The organism is Brachybacterium fresconis (genome assembly GCF_017876515.1).
Classification (GTDB): Bacteria; Actinomycetota; Actinomycetes; order Actinomycetales; family Dermabacteraceae; genus Brachybacterium; species Brachybacterium fresconis.
On sequence record NZ_JAGIOC010000001.1, the window covers coordinates 118,114 to 136,570 of the forward strand.

Genomic DNA, 18,457 nt, shown 5'->3' on the forward strand with positions numbered 1-18,457 from the left:
GCCCCGTGAGCACAGCCGACTCATTCTCCGCGAAGCAGGATCTCACCGTCGGCGGGACCGACTACGAGATCTTCGCGCTCGACGCCGTCGAGGGCGCCGACAAGCTTCCCTACAGCCTCAAGATCCTGCTCGAGAACCTCCTGCGCACGGAGGACGGCGCCAACATCACCGCCGATCACGTGCGTGCGCTGGCGGCCTGGGAGCCGGCGGCGGACCCGTCGGTCGAGATCCAGTTCACCCCCGCCCGCGTGATCATGCAGGACTTCACCGGTGTGCCCTGCGTCGTCGACCTCGCCACCATGCGCGAGGCGATGCGGGACCTCGGCGGTGACCCCGAGAAGATCAACCCGCTGGCCCCGGCCGAGATGGTCATCGACCACTCCGTGATGATCGACGTGGCCGGTCGTCTCGACGCGCTCGAGAAGAACATGGAGCTGGAGTACGAGCGCAACCGCGAGCGCTACCAGTTCCTGCGCTGGGGACAGACCGCCTTCGACGACTTCAAGGTCGTTCCCCCGGGCACCGGCATCGTCCACCAGGTCAACATCGAGTACCTGGCCCGCACCGTCATGACCCGCGAGGTCCCCAGCAGCACCGGTGACGGCACCGTCCTGCGCGCCTACCCCGACTCCTGCGTCGGCACCGACTCCCACACCACCATGGTCAACGGCCTCGGTGTGCTGGGCTGGGGCGTCGGCGGCATCGAGGCCGAGGCCGCGATGCTCGGCCAGCCGGTCTCCATGCTCATCCCGCGAGTGATCGGTTTCAAGCTGACCGGGGAGATTCCGCCCGCCGCCACCGCCACCGACGTGGTCCTGACGATCACCGAGATGCTCCGCGAGCACGGCGCGGTCGGCAAGTTCGTCGAGTTCTACGGCGAGGGCGTCGCCCAGGTCCCGCTGGCCAACCGCGCGACCATCGGCAACATGAGCCCCGAGTTCGGCTCGACCTGTGCGATCTTCCCGGTCGACGAGGTCACCATCGACTACCTGCGGCTGACCGGTCGCAGCGAGGAGCAGCTCGCGCTGGTCGAGTCCTACGCCAAGCGCCAGGGCCTGTGGCACGACCCCTCGAAGGAGGCCGCCTACTCCGAGTACCTCGAGCTGGACCTCTCCACCGTGGTGCCCTCGATCGCCGGCCCCAAGCGCCCGCAGGACCGCGTCGTGCTCTCCGAGGCCAAGGAGTCCTTCCGGGAGGTGCTGCCCACCTACGCGGGCCACCACGAGCCCGCGGGCAACGGCGTGGACACCGCCGGCACCTTCCCCGCCTCGGACCCGGCCGCCCAGGACTCGGACAACGACTCCGGCGGCAGGGCCCCGCAGCATCAGCACGTCCTCGGCCGTGCCTCGAACCCGGCGCAGGTGCCCGGCCAGGACTACTCGATCGACCACGGCATCGTCTCGATCGCCTCGATCACCTCCTGCACGAACACCTCCAATCCCTCGGTGATGATGGCGGCGGGACTGCTGGCCCGCAACGCCGCCGACCGCGGCCTGACCTCCAAGCCCTGGGTGAAGACCTCGATGGCGCCCGGCTCCCAGGTGGTCACGAACTACTACACCCGGGCAGGCCTGTGGCCCGCGCTCGAGGAGCTCGGCTTCCACCTGGTCGGCTACGGCTGCACCACCTGCATCGGCAACTCCGGGCCCCTGGACCCGGAGATCTCCGAGGCGATCGCCGAGAAGGACCTCGCCGTCACCGCGGTGCTCTCGGGCAACCGCAACTTCGAAGGCCGCATCAACCCCGACGTGAAGATGAACTACCTGGCCTCGCCGCCGCTGGTCATCGCCTACGCGCTCGCGGGCACGATGGACTTCGACTTCGACAGCGACGCGCTGGGGCAGGACAAGGACGGCCAGGACGTCTACCTCCGCGATCTCTGGCCGAGCCCGACCGAGGTCGAGAAGGTCATCGGCGAGTCCATCTCCCAGGAGATGTTCACCGAGGACTACAAGGACGTCTTCACCGGCGATGAGCGCTGGCGGAGCCTGGACACCCCCGAGGGCGCGACCTTCGCCTGGGACCAGGAGTCCACCTACGTGCGCAAGCCCCCGTACTTCGAGGGCATGGGCCAGGATCCGGAGCCCGTCGAGGACATCGCCGGAGCCCGCGTGCTGGTCAAGGTCGGCGACTCGACGACCACCGACCACATCTCGCCCGCCGGCTCGATCAAGCTCGACTCCCCGGCCGGCCGCTACCTGCAGGAGAACGGGGTGGCGCGCAAGGACTTCAACTCCTACGGCTCCCGGCGCGGCAACCACGAGGTGATGATCCGCGGCACCTTCGCCAACATCCGCATCCGCAACCAGCTGCTCGACGGCGTCGAGGGCGGCTACACGAAGAACTTCCTGACCGGTGAGCAGGAGTTCATCTACGACGCGGCCCAGGCCTATGCGGAGCAGGACATCCCGCTGGTGGTGCTGGCCGGCAAGGAGTACGGCACCGGTTCCTCGCGTGACTGGGCGGCCAAGGGCACCAAGCTCCTCGGCGTCCAGGTCGTCATCGCCGAGAGCTTCGAGCGGATCCACCGCTCCAACCTCATCGGCATGGGCGTGCTGCCGCTGCAGTTCCCCGACGGCGAGTCCGCCGAGTCGCTGGGTCTGGACGGGACCGAGACCTTCTCGGTCTCCGGCGTGACCGCCCTGAACGAGGGAACGGTCCCGAAGACCGTGGAGGCCGTCGCCACCAGGGAGGACGGCACCGAGGTCCGGTTCGACGCAGTCGTCCGGATCGACACGCCCGGCGAGGCGGAGTACTTCCGCAACGGCGGCATCCTGCAGTACGTGCTGCGCCAGCTCGTCACCGCGGCCTGATCGCGACGCGGCGGCCGCTGTGACCAGCGGCCGTTGCGGCGACGGGGAGCGCCCCCGGACCCTGATGGGGTCCGGGGGCGCTGTGCGTCCTCGCTGCAGCGGGCGGTTCGGGCGCTCAGCCCAGCGAGCTGCGCGGGGCGGGATCGTCCGCGCGCGCGGTCAACACGACCGGCGCGCCGTCGGTGACCTGCAGCGTGTGCTCGGCATGCGCGCCGCGGGAGCCGTCGACCGACAGCTGGGTCCAGCCGTCCCGTTCGTCGACCACCAGCTCGCTCGTGGTGGGCACCAGGAACGGCTCGACCGTGATCAGCTGTCCGGCGACCAGCTCCGTGCCGCTTCCGGGGGTGCCGTGATTGGGCACGAACGGCGCCTCGTGCATGGTGCGCCCCACGCCGTGGCCGCCGAAGCGGTCGTTGATCGCGTAGCCGAGGTCATGGGCGGTGGTCATCACCGCGTGGCCGATGTCGCCCACGGTCGCGCCGGCGCGCACCTGGTCGATGCCCGCCCACATGACGAGCTCGGTGTCGCGGATCAGCTGCTGGTCCTCGTCGCGGGGCGTGCCGACGCCGATGCTCAAGCAGGAGTCGGCGACCCAGCCCTCGACCTCGACGGCGAAGTCCAGCGAGAGCAGGTCCCCATCGGCGAGCACGCGATCGTAGGGCCGGCCGTGGAGCACGCCCTCGTTGACCGAGGTGCAGATGACGTATCCGAAGGGGGAGGCGCCGAAGACGGGGTGGTAGTCGATGTAGCAGCTGGTCGCGCCGGCCTCCCGGATCAGCCGGTGGGCCTCGGCGTCCACGTCCAGGAGGTTCCAGCCGACGTCGACGACCCTCCGCAGGTGCGAGAGTACGGAGGCGACGAACTCGCCGGCCGGACGGGCCTGGTCGAGGGTGGGCAGCTCCTGCGTCGCGCTGCGACGGCGGCGGCCGAGGATCATCGCGAGGCCTTTCCGATGGGGGCGGGCGGCGTCGGGCGGTCCGTGCCGGTCGCAGGGTCGGCCGCACCGGCGACGGTCTCCGTGTCCTGCCACGTGTACAGGGAGACGGCGACCCAGGCGACGCCGGCGGCGAGCAGACCCGCACCGAGCATGTGGAGACCGACCAGGACCTCCGGCAGGCCGGTGAAGTACTGGGTGTAGCCGATGACGGCCTGCAGCGCGGTGACGACGACCAGGCTCCAGGCGGCCCGGCGCGTCTGCCGCGCCGCACCGATGAGGTGCAGCGCGATGAGCAGCCCGACCAGCAGGCCGCAGAAGAGCATCACGGAGTCCGCGTGCAGCCAGGAGATGGTCCGGGCGTCGAAGGGGAGACGCTCGGGGTGCACGTCGTCCCCCGAGTGGGGGCCGGTGCCGGTGACCAGGGTGCCGAGCACGAGGATCGCGAAGCCGATGACCGCGAGCGCCCCGCTCATCCAATGCATGGCGCCCGGGACGAGCGAGCGCCGCCCGGCGGCGTCCCCGTCGTACAGCCGGAACAGGAGCACGGTGGAGACCGCCACGAGGATCGGGGAGATGAGGAAGTGGGGGCTGACGACGCCCGGGTGGAGGTCCGCGTAGACGACCACCATGCCGACGATCGCCTGCACCGCGGTGCCGGCCAGCGGAACCAGGGAGAGCCACAGCAGGCTGCGGCCCTTGTGGCGCAGCCAGAGCAGGGAGACCAGCAGCAGGGCGACGGCGAAGACGCCCAGGACCCCGGTCAGGGTGCGGTTGCCGAACTCGATGAAGGGATGGATCCCGGCTTCCATGGTCAGCTCGGGGGTGAACTGGCCCGGTTCGCAGTTCGGCCAGGTCGAGCAGCCCAGCCCGCTGCTGGTCAGGCGGACGACGCCGCCGGAGACGATGATGCCGATCTGGCAGACCAGATTCCCCCAGAACACGACGGCGGCGATCCGGGCGCGGGCGGCCGCGGTCAGGCCGAGGGTGCGGTCTCCGGACAGGGAGATCCGTCCGACGAGCTCGCGACGTGGGGTGGGAGCCGGATGCTCGTCGACGGCCGGCGGAGAAGCGTTCATGGCATCGATTGTAGGAACGTCCCCTGGGCGTCTCCTCGTCGCGGCGACGGCTTTCACATCGGGGCCCGCCCCCGCCCCGGGGCCCGCCCTTCCGTCCGCGACGGCGAGGGCGCTCTCAGCTGTCCGTCCAGCGGAACCAGCGGATCACGGCGAGGGTGCCGAGCACGGCCCAGGCCAGCAGCACCAGCACCGATCCGATGCTGAACACGCCGCCGGCGAGGCAGGCGCGCAGCAGCTCACCGAGCGCGCCGGAGGGCAGCAGGTCCACGAGGCCGCGCAGGATCCGCGGATAGGTCTCGGCGGGGAAGGCGACCCCACCGGCGGCCACCAGCAGCACGAACACGAGGTTGGAGACCGCGAGCACGGCCTCGGTGCGCAGCAGCCCGGCGACCAGGAGCCCCAGCGCGCCGAAGGCGACGGTGCCCAGCAGCCACACCGGCACGGCCGCCAGCAGCTCGAGCAGGCCGGGCCGCCAGCCCAGGATCAGGCCGAACAGTCCCAGCACGAGCACCTGCACGGCGTGCACGAGCAGTGTTGCCAGCACCTTCCCGGCGAGGTATCCGTCCCGTCCCAGGGGGGTGGTCGCGATCCAGCGCAGCACCCCGTTGCGCCGGTCGAAGCCGGTCTGGATCGCCTGCGACGTGAAGGAGGTGGAGATCAGCGCGGTCGCGAGCGTCGCCGCCAGGGCGGTGTCGATCGGCTCGGCGCCCTCCAGGCGGCCGATCGGCAGCAGACGCAGACCGATGAGCACGAGCGCCGGCAGGACGATCGCGACCATCAGCTGCTCCCCGTTGGACAGCAGCACGCGGGCCTCGAGGGCGGTGTGGGCGAGGACGCGGCGCAGGCGCGGGGCCGGCGCGGGGCCGGGTCGGGGTGCCGCCGCGGGCGGGGCGGAGTCCGGGGGCGCGGCGGGACCGTCGGCGGTCGTGCTCATCGGTCCGTCCCTCCCGGGCTCGCGGGGGTCGGGGCGGCGAGGTCCGTGGCCCCCTGCTGCCCCGCGGGATCGGGCTGCATGAGGTCCAGCAGCACGGCCTCGAGGTCGGCGGCCCCGGCCCCGGTGAACTCGAGCCGCGCCCCGTGGCGGGCGGCCGCAGCGTGCAGATCCGCCTCGAGGACGTCGACCTGCTCCCGGGCGACGCCGTGGGCGACCGCGCGGACGGTGACCTCGCCCTCCTGCTGACGGTGCTCGGTGATCACCTCCTGCACCGACCCGGAGGCGACGCTGCGGCCCCCGGCGATGACGCAGACGGCATCGGCGAGGCCGACCACGTCGTCCATCATGTGGGTGGTCAACACGACCGCGCTGCCGGTGTCGGCCAGGGCCCGGATCAGCCGGCGCACCCGGCGGCGGATCGCCGGGTCCATGCCGGCGGTGGGTTCGTCGAGGAAGATCAGTTCGGGTCGGCCGATGATCGCCAGCGCGAGGGCCAGGCGCTGGCGCTGGCCACCGGAGAGCCGGCGCACGAGGGTGCCGGCGAAGTCGTCGATCCCCAGGTGCTCGGCGACCTCGTCGACGTCCAGCGGATGGGCGTGCAGGCTCGCCCCGTAGCGCAGCAGCTGCATCGCCCGGGCTCCGGAGGCGAGTCCGCCGTCCTGGATCATCACCCCGACCCGGGCACGGTGCTCGGGGCCGGCGCGCCAGGGGTCGCGGCCCAGCACCGTCAGGACGCCGCCGTCGGGGCGCAGCAGCCCGGTGGCGCAGGAGACGGCCGTGGTCTTGCCGGCACCGTTGGGGCCCAGCAGGGCGGTGACCTCTCCGCGGTGCGCCCGCAGCGAGAGGCCGTCGAGGGCGCGGACGGGGCCGTAGGAATGCGCGAGGCCCTCGGCGACGAGCGCCGGCTGTGGGCGGGAGTGGTCAGTCATGGCGGACCCATCGTAGGCGGCGACGGTGAGAAGGTCCCGAGCGCACGAGGGGCGGTCGCGGCCGATCGCGGCGAGCGGCGACCGGCCGCGGGGCCGGGAGGGTCAGCGCCCGGTCACGGACAGCGGGGTGTGAGCGGGATCGACGACCTCCGCGGCCGGCGGGGCCGCGGGGGCGGTGCCGCCGTCGCCCCAGGTGTTCGTGGTGAGGCGGTCGCGGTCGTGGGCCTCCAGCAGATGACTCATGTCCGGACCGAGCGGCACGACCTGAGTGGGGTTGATGTCCTCGTGCACGAAGTAGTAGTGCGTCTTGATCTGCGTCAGATCGACGGTGTCGCCGAAGCCCGGGGTCTGGAACAGGTCCTTGGTGTAGTTCCACAGGTTCGGCATCGTCGCCAACGGCTGACGGTTCGCCTTGAAGTGGCCGAAGTAGACGGGGTCGAAGCGGATCAGGGTGGGGAACAGACGCACATCGGCCTCCGTGATCGACGGCCCCATCAGGTAGCGACGGTCGCCCAGGCGCTCCTCGAGCTCATCCAGGGCCGCCCACAGCTCGCGGTACTCCCTCTCGTAGTCCTCCTGAGAACCGGCGAAGCCCACCTTGTAGACCCCGTTGTTCACCCGATGCAGCATCCACCGGTTCAGGGCATCGATCTCCTCCCGCTGACCCTCCGGATAGAGATCCGGGGCGCCGTCGCGGTGCAGCGCGGTCCACTCGGTGGCGAAGTCCAGCGTGATCTGCTGGAAGTCGTTGGTCACCACGGCCTTCGAGGGGATGTCCACGACGGCCGGAACGGTGATGCCGCGCGGATAGTCGGGGAACCGGGCGAAGTAGGCCTGCTGCAGGCGCTCGTAGCCCAGGACCGGGTCGACGCCGTCCTCGTCGAGGTCGAAGGTCCAGGAGCGACGATCGTGGGTGGGGCCGGGCATGCCGACCGAGATCGCATCCTCGAGCCCGAGCAGGCGCCGGGAGATCAGCGTGCGGTTCGCCCAGGGGCAGGCGCGGGCGGCGATCAGCCGGTAGCGGCCCTCCTCGACGGGCCAGCCGTCCCGGCCGTCACGGGTGATGCGGTCGTCGATGTAGGTCATGTCCCGATCGAAGGGCTTGCCCTTGTGGACGTAGGAACCCTCCGTCGAGTGCTCGGCGGTGGTGCGGTCCTCGGCGGTCATGGTGTCCCTTCTTCGTTCTCCGGTGGGGCGCGGTGGTGGCGGCGCTGAGGCCACCAGAGTAGTTGAAAGCGGTAGTAAATGGAAGCGACGTTCGTTGAACCGGCCCGATCCGGTTTGACCGGTTCGATCCGGTCTGCTCCGGTCCGACCTGGCCGACAGGATGATTTTGCAGGTAAGGGCAGCCTTGGTGCTGTGGTGCACACCTTGCGGGACCTATTTGGCAAGCCGTATGTTGTAAAATAACAAGTGGTCGACGGGAGAGGGTGATGACATGACCGCACCAGATCTGGATCCAGCGGGTCCGCCGGCCACGCGAGACCGTCTCGTCGAGGCGATCTCGGCGCACGGGCCGATCACCGCACGCCAGCTGGCGGAGCGTTTCGGGCTCACCAGTGCGGCCGTCCGGCGTCATCTCGCGGCGCTCGAGGCCGAGGACGTCATCGCCGAGCACGAAATGCCGGTCGTCAGTCGCGGACGCGGACGCCCCAGCAAGGCGTTCGTGCTCTCGAAGGCCGCGCACGAGAACCTCCCCGGCGGCTACGACGAGCTGGCCGTGATGGCGGTCGAGGAGCTCGCCCGTCGCGGGGGCGAGACGGCCGTGTCCGAGCTGGCCGAGCGTCGGGTCGCCGACTGGGAGACGGCCCTGGCCGAGGTCGTCGCCGCACGAGAGGCGGCGGGGGAGCAGGTCACCCTCGCCCGCAAGGTCGAGCTGCTCGCCGACCTGCTGACTTCCCGGGGGTACGCCACCACGGTGCGCCCTCTCCACGTCCCCTTGCCCACCCCGGGTGCACGAGAGGGCGCGACCCCGCGTACGCTCGTCACAGCGCAGCTGTGCCATGGTCACTGCCCCGTCCTCGACGTCGCCGCGGACCATCCTGAGCTGTGCGAGGCCGAATCCCGAGTCATCTCCCGAATCATCGGAGCGCCCGTCCAACGCCTGGCCACCCTGGCGCAGGGCGCCCATTGCTGCACGACACACATTCCGCTCACCGAGGGAAGGACACCATGACGACCGCACCAGAAAAGCTCTCCCAGGACGAGATCATCGATTCCATGGGCCAGTACGCCTATGGCTGGCACGACGAAGACACGGCCGGCGCCACCGCCCGGCGCGGCCTGAGCGAGGACGTCGTCCGCAACATCTCCGCGCTGAAGGACGAGCCGGAGTGGATGCTGAAGCGCCGCCTGAAGGCCCTGAAGCTGTTCGACAAGAAGCCGCTGCCCACCTGGGGCCCGGACCTGTCCGGCATCGCCTTCGACACGATCAAGTACTTCGTGCGCTCCACCGAGAAGCAGGTCACGGACTGGGAGGACCTCCCGGCCGACATCAAGGAGACCTACGACCGCCTGGGCATCCCGGAGGCCGAGAAGCAGCGCCTCGTCGCCGGTGTCGCCGCGCAGTACGAGTCCGAGGTCGTCTACCACCAGATCCGGGAGGACCTCGAGGAGCAGGGCGTCATCTTCGTGGACACCGATACGGGTCTGCGGGACTACCCCGAGCTGTTCGAGGAGTACTTCGGCACCGTGATCCCCGCCGGGGACAACAAGTTCTCCGCGCTGAACACCGCCGTGTGGTCGGGCGGCTCCTTCGTCTACGTCCCCAAGGGCGTCCACGTGGAGATCCCGCTGCAGGCCTACTTCCGGATCAACACCGAGAACATGGGTCAGTTCGAGCGCACCCTGATCATCGCCGACGAGGGCTCCTCCGTGCACTACGTCGAGGGATGCACCGCGCCGATCTACCAGTCGGACTCGCTGCACAGCGCGGTCGTCGAGATCGTGGTGAAGAAGGACGCCGATGTGCGCTACACGACCATCCAGAACTGGTCGAACAACGTGTACAACCTGGTCACCAAGCGCACCACGGTCGAGCAGGGCGGCTCCATGGAATGGGTCGACGGCAACATCGGCTCGAAGGTCACCATGAAGTACCCGGCCGTGTGGCTGATGGGCGAGCACGCTCGCGGCGAGACGCTCTCGGTCGCCTTCGCCGGCGAGGGCCAGCACCAGGACACCGGCTCGAAGATGGTGCACATGGCACCGCACACCACGAGCTCGATCGTGTCCAAGTCGGTCTCGCGCGGCGGCGGTCGCAGCTCGTACCGCGGCCTGGTCCAGGTGATGCCGGGGGCGGAGCACTCCGCCTCGACCGTGCTGTGCGATGCGCTGCTGGTGGACCAGATCTCCCGCACCGACACCTACCCCTACGTCGACGTCCGCGTCGACGACGTGCAGATGGGCCACGAGGCCACCGTCTCCAAGGTCTCCGAGGAGCAGCTCTTCTACCTGAGGAGCCGCGGCATGGAGGAGACCGAGGCGATGGCCATGATCGTGCGCGGGTTCATCGAACCCATCGCGCGCGAACTCCCGATGGAGTACGCCCTCGAACTGAACCGCCTGATCGAGCTGCAGATGGAAGGAGCAGTCGGTTGATGACCACCTCCGACATGACCGAACTCAAGGATGCGGAGTACGCAGGTGATCCTGCGGCCGACGAGAACGCCGGCCACGCCGCGGGCGCCGCGCCCATGGCCGCCCGGGATGCCCTGGCCGCCGGCGGCGAGGACTCCGCGGCCGCCGCGGAGCTCGAGGACGAGGGCATGACCCTGACGGACGAGCAGTCCGCCGCGCACGGCGCCCACAACCGCGGCGACCGCGCACGCTCCTTCGAGCTCTCCGACCACGAGCGGCCCACCAGCGACATCGAGGAGTGGCGCTTCACCCCGCTGCGCCGCTTCGCCCCGCTGCTGACGGACACCGCCACCGACGATCGCGAGGGCGACCCCGCGGTGGACTATCAGGTGGAGGTCCCCGAGGGGGCTCCCGAGGTGTCCACGCTCGCCGTCGGCGAGGCTCCCCGCGGCACCGTGCTGGTGCCCGAGGACCTTCCCTCCGCCGTCGCCTCGGTGCGCAGCGAGCAGGCCCTGCACCTGGTGGCCCCGAAGAACACGGACCTCGCCGAGCCGTTCCGGGTCGAGATCACCGGGCGCGGCGCCGACCGTCGGGCCAACGCCCACGTCGTGCTGGAGACGAAGGAATCCTCCTCCGCGACCTTCGTGCTGAACCACACCGGGTCGGCGCAGTACGCGCAGAACGTCGAGATGGTCGCCGGCGACAACTCGCAGATGACCGTCATCTCCCTGCAGGACTGGGACGACGACGCCCTGCACATCGCCACCCACCACGGGGCCATCGGTCGCGACGCGAAGATCAAGCACATCGTGGTCACCCTCGGGGGCAGCGCCGTGCGGGTGAACACGATCTCCGATCTCGTCCACCCCGGCGGCGAGGTCGAGAACCTCGGCCTGTACTTCTCCGACGAGGGCCAGTTCCTCGAGCACCGCCTGTTCGTGGACCACACGGCCCCGAACTGCACCTCGGACTCCGCCTACAAGGGCGCGCTGCAGGGCCGGAGCGCCCGCTCGGTGTGGGTCGGCGACGTGCTGATCCGCAAGGAGGCCGAGGGGACCAACACCTACGAGCTCAATCGCAACCTGGTGCTCACCGAGGGCGCACGCGCCGACTCGGTGCCGAACCTGGAGATCGAGACCGGGGAGATCGAGGGTGCCGGCCACGCCGCCGCCACCGGTCGCTTCGACGATGAGCAGCTGTTCTACCTGCGCGCCCGCGGGATCCCGGAGAAGGAGGCCCGCCGCCTGGTCGTGCGCGGCTTCTTCGCCGAGCTGATCCAGCGGATCGACGTCCCGGAGATCCGCGAGCACCTCACCGAGTCGATCGAGACCGAGCTCTCCCGGAGCATGAGCTGATGTCGGACGCCTTCCTCCCCGTCGCCACCCTCGCCCAGCTCGATGCCGGCGAGGCGATCGATGTCGTCGCAGGCGGCATCGAGATCGCCCTGGTGCGCGACGAGGACGGAGGCGTCCACGCCCTCGAGGACGTCTGCTCGCACGAGGAGATCCCGCTGAGCGACGGCGACGTCGAGGGCTGCACCATCGAATGCTGGAAGCACGGCAGCCAGTTCGACCTGGTCTCCGGTCGTCCTCTCCAGCTCCCGGCCGTCCTTCCCGTGCGGGTCTTCCCCGTGCGGGTCGACGAGAGCAGCGGCGAGATCCTCGTGGATCCGACCGCCGCCGCCGACACCTGATCACTGCGGGCGCCGCGCCGCGATGCCCGCCCCCGAACCCACCATTCCCTGGTCAAGGAGAACCGCACATGTCTGTTCTGGAGATCAAGAACCTCCACGCCACCGTCGAGACGCCCGAGGGCACCAAGGAGATCCTCAAGGGTGTCGACCTGACCATCCGCTCCGGGGAGACCCACGCCATCATGGGCCCGAACGGATCCGGCAAGTCGACCCTCGCCTACGCCATCGCCGGCCATCCCAAGTACCAGATCACCGAGGGCGAGCTGACCCTCGACGGTGAGGACGTGCTGGAGATGAGCATCGACGAGCGCGCCCGCGCCGGCCTCTTCCTCGCCATGCAGTACCCCGTCGAGGTCCCCGGCGTGACCGTCTCGAACTTCCTGCGCACCGCCAAGACCGCGATCGACGGCGAGGCCCCCTCGCTGCGCACCTGGGTCAAGGACATGAAGGGCTCGATGGAGGACCTGCGCATGGACCCGGTCTTCGCCGAGCGCAACGTCAACGAGGGCTTCTCCGGCGGCGAGAAGAAGCGCCACGAGATCCTGCAGATGCAGCTGCTGAAGCCCGCGATCGCCATCCTCGACGAGACCGACTCCGGCCTCGACGTCGATGCGCTGCGCATCGTCTCCGAGGGCATCAACCGTGCCAAGGAGACCACCGACGTCGGCATCATGCTGATCACCCACTACACCCGCATCCTGCAGCACGTGACGCCGGACTTCGTCCACGTCTTCGTGGGCGGCAAGGTCGCGGAGCAGGGCGGCCCGGAGCTCGCCGAGCGCCTCGAGGCCGAGGGCTACGACCGCTACCTCGTCGGCGCCGCCGGCTGACGCCATCTCCCGGACCGGCGCGGGAGCGATCCCGGCGCCGGTCCGGACCCACCTCATCCGCGGTCCGCGATCGCGGCCCGCACCTCATCGGGAGGAAGCCATGACCGACCAGCAGACCCCGGCAGCGACCGTGAGCGCCGAGGACGTCATCGAAGCGATGAAGGACGTGATCGATCCCGAGCTCGGGATCAACGTCGTCGACCTCGGTCTCGTCTACGGCGTCACCGTCGAGGACGGCAACGCCGTCGTCGACATGACGCTCACCTCCGCCGCCTGCCCGCTGACGGAGATGCTCGAGGAGCAGACGTTCGCGATGCTCGACCCCATCACCGAGTCCCACCGCATCAACTGGGTGTGGATGCCGCCGTGGGGCATGGAGAAGATCACGGAGGACGGCCGCGAGCAGCTGCGCGCGATCGGCTTCAACCTCTGAGGATCTGAGACCCCGCCACGACCGCCGCGCCCCGCGGTCCGGCGCAGGGATGTCCCTGGGACCGGTGCGACGATTCGCACCGGCCCCAGGGACATCTCTCGCTCTCGGCCCGGTCGGCTGTGCACCGCCTCGGCCGAGCACTGCCTCAGCCGAGCACTGCCTCAGCCGAGCACCGGCTCAGCCGAGGACCTGCTCCGTCGCGGTGACCTCGAGGCCGTGCGCCTCGCCGGTGCCCTGGTGCGTGAGGGCGCCCTCGTGGGTGTGCAGGCCCTTCGCCAGCGCCGGATCGGCGCGCAGGGCGTCGCGCCAGCCGGCGTCGGCGACCTTCAGCACGTAGGGCAGGGTCGCATTGGTCAGCGCCGAGGTCGCGGTCACGGGGACGGAGCCGGGCATGTTCGCGACGCAGTAGAACACGGTGTCGTGGACCGCGAAAGTGGGGTCGTCGTGGGTGGTGGGATGAGAGTTCTCGAAGCAGCCTCCCTGGTCGATCGCCACGTCCACCAGCACCGAGCCGGGCTTCATGGTTGCGACCATCTCGTCGGTCACCAGCTTCGGGGCCTTCTTGCCCGGGATCAGCACGGAGCCGATCACCACGTCGGCCTCGCGGATCTTCTGGGCCAGCTCCAGGGTCGTGGAGTAGCGGGTGAGGATGCCGCCGTGATGCATGGTGGCGATCTGTCCCAGACGCGAGACGTCGAGGTCCATGACCGTGACGTCCGCGTGCAGGCCGTGGGCCATCATGGCCGCCTGCTCGCCGACCATGCCGCCGCCGATGATGAGCACGTCGGCCTCGTCGGTGCCGGGCACCCCGCCCATCAGCATCCCGGAGCCGCCCACGGGAGCCATCAGGTGGTAGGCCGCGACCTGGGTCGCGAGGCGCCCGGCGATCATGGACATGGGGGCGAGCAGGGGCAGGGAGCGGTCCGGACGCTGGACCGTCTCGTAGGCGATCGCCGTGACGCCCGAGGACAGCAGCGCCTCGGTCAGCGCCTTGTCCGCCGCCAGGTGCAGATAGGTCAGCAGCACCTGGCCGCGGCGCAGCAGCGGATACTCGGCCTCCAGCGGCTCCTTGACCTTGACGATCATGCCGGAGCGCTCCCAGATCTCCTCGGCCGTGGCCAGGATCTCCGCGCCCGCCGCGCGGTAGTCCTCGTCGGTGATCCGGGCTCCCAGCCCGGCACTGCTCTCGACCGCCACCTGGTGGCCGCGGACGACGAGCTCATGGACCCCGGCTGCCGTCAGGCCCACCCGGTTCTCGTTGTTCTTGATCTCCCGGGGCACCCCGATGAGCATGTCGAAGCCTCCTCGCTCCACGCGTCGTGACCGGCCGCCCGCGGCGACCGCTGATCACCAGCATCGCACCTCGGTCCCGCGGATGGCGGACGGACACGGTGACCATCCCGTGTGGGCCGGCCGCCATGACTGCGCACTGTGGTCCGTGGCACCGTCGGGCGGAATTCGGAGGCTGTCGGGAGGCTGCGCACCTAGACTCGTCCCGGCTCCGTCCCGGGTCGCCACCGCTGCTCGGGCCTCGGGGCCTGCGGGCCACCGCCCGCTCCGACGACCTTGCGACCTCGAGGAGAACGATTCTGTGATCACCGTGCACGACCTCGCCATCCGCGTCGGTGCCCGGCTGCTCATGAGTGACGTCTCCTTCCGGCTCACCGACGGCGACCGCGTCGGCCTGGTGGGGCGCAACGGCGCCGGCAAGACGACCCTGACGAAGGTGCTCGCGGGCACCCTGGAGCCCTCGGAGGGCTCGGTCGAGGTGACCGGCGAGCTCGGCTACCTCCCCCAGGACACCCACAGCGGCGACGACGTCGAACCGGTGATCGCCCGCATCCTCTCCGCCCGCGGCCTCGACGGCGTGCTGCGCCGCCTGCGCCGCGCCGAGGAGGAGATGGGGGACATGAGCCTGACCGAGGCCCGCCGCGAGAAGGCCATGAACCGCTACCCGCGCCTGGAGGCCGAGCTGGATGCCGTCGGCGGCTACGCGGCCGAGGCCGAGGCCAAGCGGATGGCCGCGAACCTGGGCCTGCCCAACCGTCTGCTCGACCAGGAGCTGGGCACCCTCTCCGGCGGTCAGCGCCGCCGCGTCGAGCTCGCCCGGATCCTGTTCTCCCAGGCCTCGACCATGATCCTGGACGAGCCCACCAACCATCTCGACGCCGACTCCGTCATCTGGCTGCGCGAGTACCTGATGACCTACCGGGGCGGGCTGATCATCATCAGCCACGACCTGGAGATCGTCGAGCACGTCGTCAACAAGGTGTTCTACCTCGACGCGAACCGCTCCGTGATCGACATGTACAACATGGGCTGGAAGCTCTACCAGCGCCAGCGCGAGGACGACGAGAAGCGCCGCAAGCGCGAGCACCAGAACGCCGCGAAGAAGGCGACCGCCCTGACCGCCCAGGCGGAGAAGATGCGCGCCAAGGCCACCAAGGCCGTCGCCGCCCAGAACATGCTCAAGCGCGCCGAGCGGATGATGGACGGGGTCGAGGGGGAGCGGCAGCAGGACCGCGTCGCCTCTCTGCGCTTCCCCAAGCCCGCCTCCTGCGGCAAGACCCCGCTGATGGCCCAGGATCTCTCGAAGTCCTACGGCAGCCTCGAGATCTTCGCCGGGGTGGACCTCGCGATCGACCGCGGATCCCGCGTGGTGGTCCTGGGCCTGAACGGCGCGGGCAAGACCACGCTGCTGAGGATCCTCGCCGGCGTCGACCAGCCGGACACCGGCGGCATCCTGCCCGGCCACGGCCTCCGCGTCGGCTATTACGCCCAGGAGCACGAGACGCTCGACCTCGATCGCACCGTGCTGGAGAACATGATGACCGCGGCCTACGAGCTGCCGGAGGTCGAGGCCCGCAAGATCCTCGGCTCCTTCCTGTTCACCGGGGACGAGGTCCACAAGCCCACCCACGTGCTGTCGGGAGGCGAGAAGACCCGTCTCGCCCTGGCCGCCCTCGTGGTCTCCAGCGCGAACGTGCTGCTGCTGGACGAGCCGACGAACAACCTCGACCCCGCCAGCCGCGAGGAGATCCTCGGAGCGCTCGCGGCGTTCGAGGGCGCGGTGGTGCTGGTCTCCCACGACGCCGGCGCGGTCTCCTCCCTCTCCCCGGAGCGGGTGCTGATGATGCCCGACGCGGTCGAGGACCTGTGGAACGCCGAATACCAGGAGCTCGTCGAACTGGCCTGAGCCCGTCCGGCGGCCAGGGCGCACCACGTGTCCACGCGATCGGTTCCGGAGCGGTCGTCCGTCGGCGGCGGCATGCGGCAGGGAATCCCGCGGCTCAGCGGATCATCGCTGTATGATGGAGCACAGCCGGTTTCCGCTGATGCCAGCATGTCCAGAGCGCGTCGCGATCGCGGCGCCGAAGGGTGAGATCCGCATGTTCGTCCTGTCCTTCTCCGGCGCCGCGGTGCGCGCCTCCGCGGGCTCCGACCCGGTGCCGGCCCTGCTGGAGGCCCTGGGATCCGTCCCGCTCGCCCGCCCCGCCGAACGCACGGCGGGGCCCGAGGTCCTGGCGGCGGCCTCCCGGGCCGAGGACGCGCTCGACGCCCTGCTGCGCGCCCGCGAGGAGGGTCCGTGGCGGATCGGCCTCGGGATCGGGGCCGTCGACCGGCCGCTGCCCGGGTCCGTCCGCGAGCTGGCGGGACCGGCGGTCGAGGCCGCCGCCGCGGCGGTGGGCGGCGCCCGGACCACCCCCGGCGTGGCGATCATGGTGCGCGCCGCCGACGAGCGCCAGCGCGGGACGGCCGAGGACGCCGAGGCGGTGCTGCGGCTGATCGGCTGGATGATCCGCACCCGCAATCGCGGTCAGTGGCAGGCGGTGCGAGCGCTGCGCGAGGATCCGGCGGCGACCCAGGTGCAGCTCGCGCAGCGGCTCGGCGTGACGCAGCAGACCGTCTCCCGGGCCGTGCGCACCAGCGGCTGGCGCGAGGAGAGCGCGGCCCATCCGCTGGCCGTGCGCCTGCTGAGCATGATCGACCTCACGTCGACCCGGTGAGGTCCGCGCATCCGACGGAACGGGTCTGAGCGCGCTGTACCCTGGGGTCGCCCCGACGACAACCGAGGAGACTCATGGCGACGACGAACGATCTGAAGAACGGGATGGTCCTCGTTCTGGACAAGCAGCTGTGGAGCGTGGTCGAGTTCCAGCACGTCAAGCCCGGCAAGGGCCCCGCCTTCGTGCGCACCAAGCTGAAGAACGTGATGTCCGGCAAGGGCGTCGACAAGACGTTCAACGCGGGCACGAAGGTCGAGACCGCGACCGTCGACCGACGCGACATGCAGTACCTCTACAACGACGGCACCGACTTCGTCTTCATGGATGCCTCCGACTACGAGCAGATCAGCCTTCCGCCGGAGACCGTCGGCGACGCCAAGGACTTCATGACGGAGAACCAGGACGTCGTCGTCGCCTTCCACGAGGACGCACCGCTGTTCGTCGAACTGCCCGCGAACGTCGTGCTCACCGTGGCGACGACGGAGCCGGGCCTGCAGGGCGACCGCTCCAGCGGCGGGACCAAGCCCGCGACCCTGGAGACCGGGCGTGAGATCCAGGTGCCCCTGTTCCTGAACGAGGGCGACCAGGTCAAGGTCAGCACGGCCACCGGCGAGTACAAGGAACGAGCCTGAGGTGACCGGCACTCCCGACGCCGACGTCCCGGCCACGCGACGCGGCACCGGCCTGCCCCTCCCGCGGCGGGAGGGGGCCGAGGTCGAGTTCGAGCGCACGGTGCCGGCGGCCACCGACCGCCTCCACCGACGCTCGCGCGATCGCATCCGCGCCCTCGACGTCCTCTTCGAGGCCGACGCCCGGGAGCTGGACGTGCTCGACGTCCTCGCCGAACGCGTCCGGCGCACCGCCGCCCAGAGCCCGCTGCCGCAGACCTCGCGCGAGCTGGTCGAGCTCTACGCGCCGCAGGCGCAGGACATCGACGAGGACATCGCGACCCACTCGCGGGACTGGCCCCTGCACCGGATGCCCGCCGTGGACCGTGCCATCCTCCGCCTGGGCAGCGCCGAGGTGCTGTACGGGGCCGACGAGACCGGTCGGGGAGCGATCATCGGCGAGTACACGAAGATCGCCGAGGTGCTCTCGACCGACGACTCCCCGCGCTTCGTCAACGGGCTGCTGCAGCGTCTGGCCGATGTCCGCGGTCTGCTGACCTGATCCATCGTCCGAGGGGTGGTCGCCCCCGACGGTGCCCGTGCCGGGCCCGTAGACTC

17 protein-coding genes are annotated in these 18,457 nt (G+C 70.4%); 11 read left to right on the forward strand and 6 right to left on the reverse strand.

All coding sequences use genetic code 11. The features are described 5' to 3' along the window. The first annotated feature begins 5 nt into the window (after positions 1-5). Positions 6-2,813 (forward strand): aconitate hydratase AcnA, encoded by a 2,808-nt coding sequence (gene acnA / locus JOF44_RS00515; protein ID WP_209886017.1) that lies wholly within the window; start codon positions 6-8, stop codon positions 2,811-2,813. A 115-nt stretch (positions 2,814-2,928) separates the two neighbouring features. Here the strand turns inward: acnA and map are convergent, their stop codons facing one another. From map to JOF44_RS00540, 5 genes are all read right to left on the reverse strand, one after another. After that, a complete protein-coding gene (gene map / locus JOF44_RS00520; protein ID WP_209886020.1) occupies positions 2,929-3,750 on the reverse strand; it encodes a type I methionyl aminopeptidase in 822 nt (273 codons plus the stop codon). Further along, positions 3,747-4,826 (reverse strand): COX15/CtaA family protein, encoded by a 1,080-nt coding sequence (locus tag JOF44_RS00525; RefSeq protein WP_209886023.1) that lies wholly within the window; start codon positions 4,824-4,826, stop codon positions 3,747-3,749. The genes map and JOF44_RS00525 overlap by 4 nt, the downstream gene beginning before the upstream one ends. A gap of 115 nt (positions 4,827-4,941) precedes the next feature. Continuing rightward, positions 4,942-5,760, reverse strand: coding sequence for an ABC transporter permease (locus JOF44_RS00530; protein WP_209886024.1), 819 nt, complete (start codon positions 5,758-5,760; stop codon positions 4,942-4,944). After that, positions 5,757-6,689 carry an ABC transporter ATP-binding protein gene (locus tag JOF44_RS00535; protein ID WP_209886030.1) on the reverse strand — a complete coding sequence of 311 codons (933 nt, stop codon included), beginning with the start codon at positions 6,687-6,689 and terminating at the stop codon, positions 5,757-5,759. Before JOF44_RS00535 ends, JOF44_RS00530 begins: the two co-directional genes overlap by 4 nt. Before the next feature lie 102 nt (positions 6,690-6,791). Next, entirely contained in the window at positions 6,792-7,856 is a 1,065-nt protein-coding gene (locus tag JOF44_RS00540; RefSeq protein WP_209886032.1) for a glutathione S-transferase family protein, read from the reverse strand. Between the two features lie 271 nt (positions 7,857-8,127). Here JOF44_RS00540 and JOF44_RS20925 point away from each other — a divergent pair, with 271 nt between their 5' ends. The 6 genes from JOF44_RS20925 (at position 8,128) to JOF44_RS00570 (ending at position 13,224) form a co-directional block, all read left to right on the forward strand. Continuing rightward, the gene (locus JOF44_RS20925) at positions 8,128-8,865 is read left to right on the forward strand and encodes a helix-turn-helix transcriptional regulator (RefSeq protein ID WP_209886035.1); all 738 of its coding nucleotides are present in this window, start codon (positions 8,128-8,130) and stop codon (positions 8,863-8,865) included. Further along, positions 8,862-10,289 carry a Fe-S cluster assembly protein SufB gene (gene sufB / locus JOF44_RS00550; protein ID WP_209886038.1) on the forward strand — a complete coding sequence of 476 codons (1,428 nt, stop codon included), beginning with the start codon at positions 8,862-8,864 and terminating at the stop codon, positions 10,287-10,289. Before JOF44_RS20925 ends, sufB begins: the two co-directional genes overlap by 4 nt. Next, positions 10,289-11,623 (forward strand): Fe-S cluster assembly protein SufD, encoded by a 1,335-nt coding sequence (gene sufD, locus JOF44_RS00555; RefSeq protein ID WP_209886041.1) that lies wholly within the window; start codon positions 10,289-10,291, stop codon positions 11,621-11,623. Before sufB ends, sufD begins: the two co-directional genes overlap by 1 nt. Beyond that, positions 11,623-11,961: a non-heme iron oxygenase ferredoxin subunit gene (locus JOF44_RS00560; protein WP_209886043.1), complete on the forward strand. Its 339-nt coding sequence runs from the start codon at positions 11,623-11,625 to the stop codon at positions 11,959-11,961. Before sufD ends, JOF44_RS00560 begins: the two co-directional genes overlap by 1 nt. A 68-nt stretch (positions 11,962-12,029) precedes the next feature. After that, on the forward strand, positions 12,030-12,791 hold the full coding sequence (gene sufC, locus JOF44_RS00565; protein ID WP_209886046.1) for a Fe-S cluster assembly ATPase SufC: 762 nt from the start codon (positions 12,030-12,032) through the stop codon (positions 12,789-12,791). A gap of 100 nt (positions 12,792-12,891) precedes the next feature. Continuing rightward, positions 12,892-13,224, forward strand: coding sequence for a metal-sulfur cluster assembly factor (locus tag JOF44_RS00570; protein WP_209886049.1), 333 nt, complete (start codon positions 12,892-12,894; stop codon positions 13,222-13,224). 177 nt (positions 13,225-13,401) lie between these two features. On the opposite strand, the gene ald is transcribed toward JOF44_RS00570, so the two are convergent. Continuing rightward, on the reverse strand, positions 13,402-14,517 hold the full coding sequence (ald, locus tag JOF44_RS00575) for an alanine dehydrogenase (RefSeq protein ID WP_209886052.1): 1,116 nt from the start codon (positions 14,515-14,517) through the stop codon (positions 13,402-13,404). 298 nt (positions 14,518-14,815) lie between these two features. Between ald and JOF44_RS00580 the strand changes: the two genes are divergently transcribed. The 4 genes from JOF44_RS00580 to nusB all read left to right on the forward strand — a co-directional run bounded on the left by JOF44_RS00580 (position 14,816) and on the right by nusB (position 18,401). Continuing rightward, entirely contained in the window at positions 14,816-16,420 is a 1,605-nt protein-coding gene (locus JOF44_RS00580; protein WP_209886055.1) for an ABC-F family ATP-binding cassette domain-containing protein, read from the forward strand. 193 nt (positions 16,421-16,613) lie between these two features. Next, positions 16,614-17,231 (forward strand): MarR family transcriptional regulator, encoded by a 618-nt coding sequence (locus JOF44_RS00585; RefSeq protein WP_209886058.1) that lies wholly within the window; start codon positions 16,614-16,616, stop codon positions 17,229-17,231. Positions 17,232-17,305: 74 nt separating this feature from the next. Then, a complete protein-coding gene (gene efp / locus JOF44_RS00590; RefSeq protein ID WP_209886061.1) occupies positions 17,306-17,863 on the forward strand; it encodes an elongation factor P in 558 nt (185 codons plus the stop codon). 1 nt (position 17,864) lies between these two features. Then, on the forward strand, positions 17,865-18,401 hold the full coding sequence (gene nusB, locus JOF44_RS00595) for a transcription antitermination factor NusB (protein WP_209886064.1): 537 nt from the start codon (positions 17,865-17,867) through the stop codon (positions 18,399-18,401). The last annotated feature ends 56 nt before the right edge of the window (positions 18,402-18,457 follow it).

Coding starts and splice junctions, on each gene's coding strand:
- map (WP_209886020.1), bottom strand. CDS start 3,750: ATGATCCTCGGCCGCCGCCGTCGCAGCGCGACGCAGGAGCTGCCCACC.
- JOF44_RS00525 (WP_209886023.1), bottom strand. CDS start 4,826: ATGAACGCTTCTCCGCCGGCCGTCGACGAGCATCCGGCTCCCACCCCA.
- JOF44_RS00530 (WP_209886024.1), bottom strand. CDS start 5,760: ATGAGCACGACCGCCGACGGTCCCGCCGCGCCCCCGGACTCCGCCCCG.
- JOF44_RS00535 (WP_209886030.1), bottom strand. CDS start 6,689: ATGACTGACCACTCCCGCCCACAGCCGGCGCTCGTCGCCGAGGGCCTC.
- JOF44_RS00540 (WP_209886032.1), bottom strand. CDS start 7,856: ATGACCGCCGAGGACCGCACCACCGCCGAGCACTCGACGGAGGGTTCC.
- JOF44_RS20925 (WP_209886035.1), top strand. CDS start 8,128: ATGACCGCACCAGATCTGGATCCAGCGGGTCCGCCGGCCACGCGAGAC.
- sufB (WP_209886038.1), top strand. CDS start 8,862: ATGACGACCGCACCAGAAAAGCTCTCCCAGGACGAGATCATCGATTCC.
- sufD (WP_209886041.1), top strand. CDS start 10,289: ATGACCACCTCCGACATGACCGAACTCAAGGATGCGGAGTACGCAGGT.
- JOF44_RS00560 (WP_209886043.1), top strand. CDS start 11,623: ATGTCGGACGCCTTCCTCCCCGTCGCCACCCTCGCCCAGCTCGATGCC.
- sufC (WP_209886046.1), top strand. CDS start 12,030: ATGTCTGTTCTGGAGATCAAGAACCTCCACGCCACCGTCGAGACGCCC.
- JOF44_RS00570 (WP_209886049.1), top strand. CDS start 12,892: ATGACCGACCAGCAGACCCCGGCAGCGACCGTGAGCGCCGAGGACGTC.
- ald (WP_209886052.1), bottom strand. CDS start 14,517: ATGCTCATCGGGGTGCCCCGGGAGATCAAGAACAACGAGAACCGGGTG.
- JOF44_RS00585 (WP_209886058.1), top strand. CDS start 16,614: ATGTTCGTCCTGTCCTTCTCCGGCGCCGCGGTGCGCGCCTCCGCGGGC.
- efp (WP_209886061.1), top strand. CDS start 17,306: ATGGCGACGACGAACGATCTGAAGAACGGGATGGTCCTCGTTCTGGAC.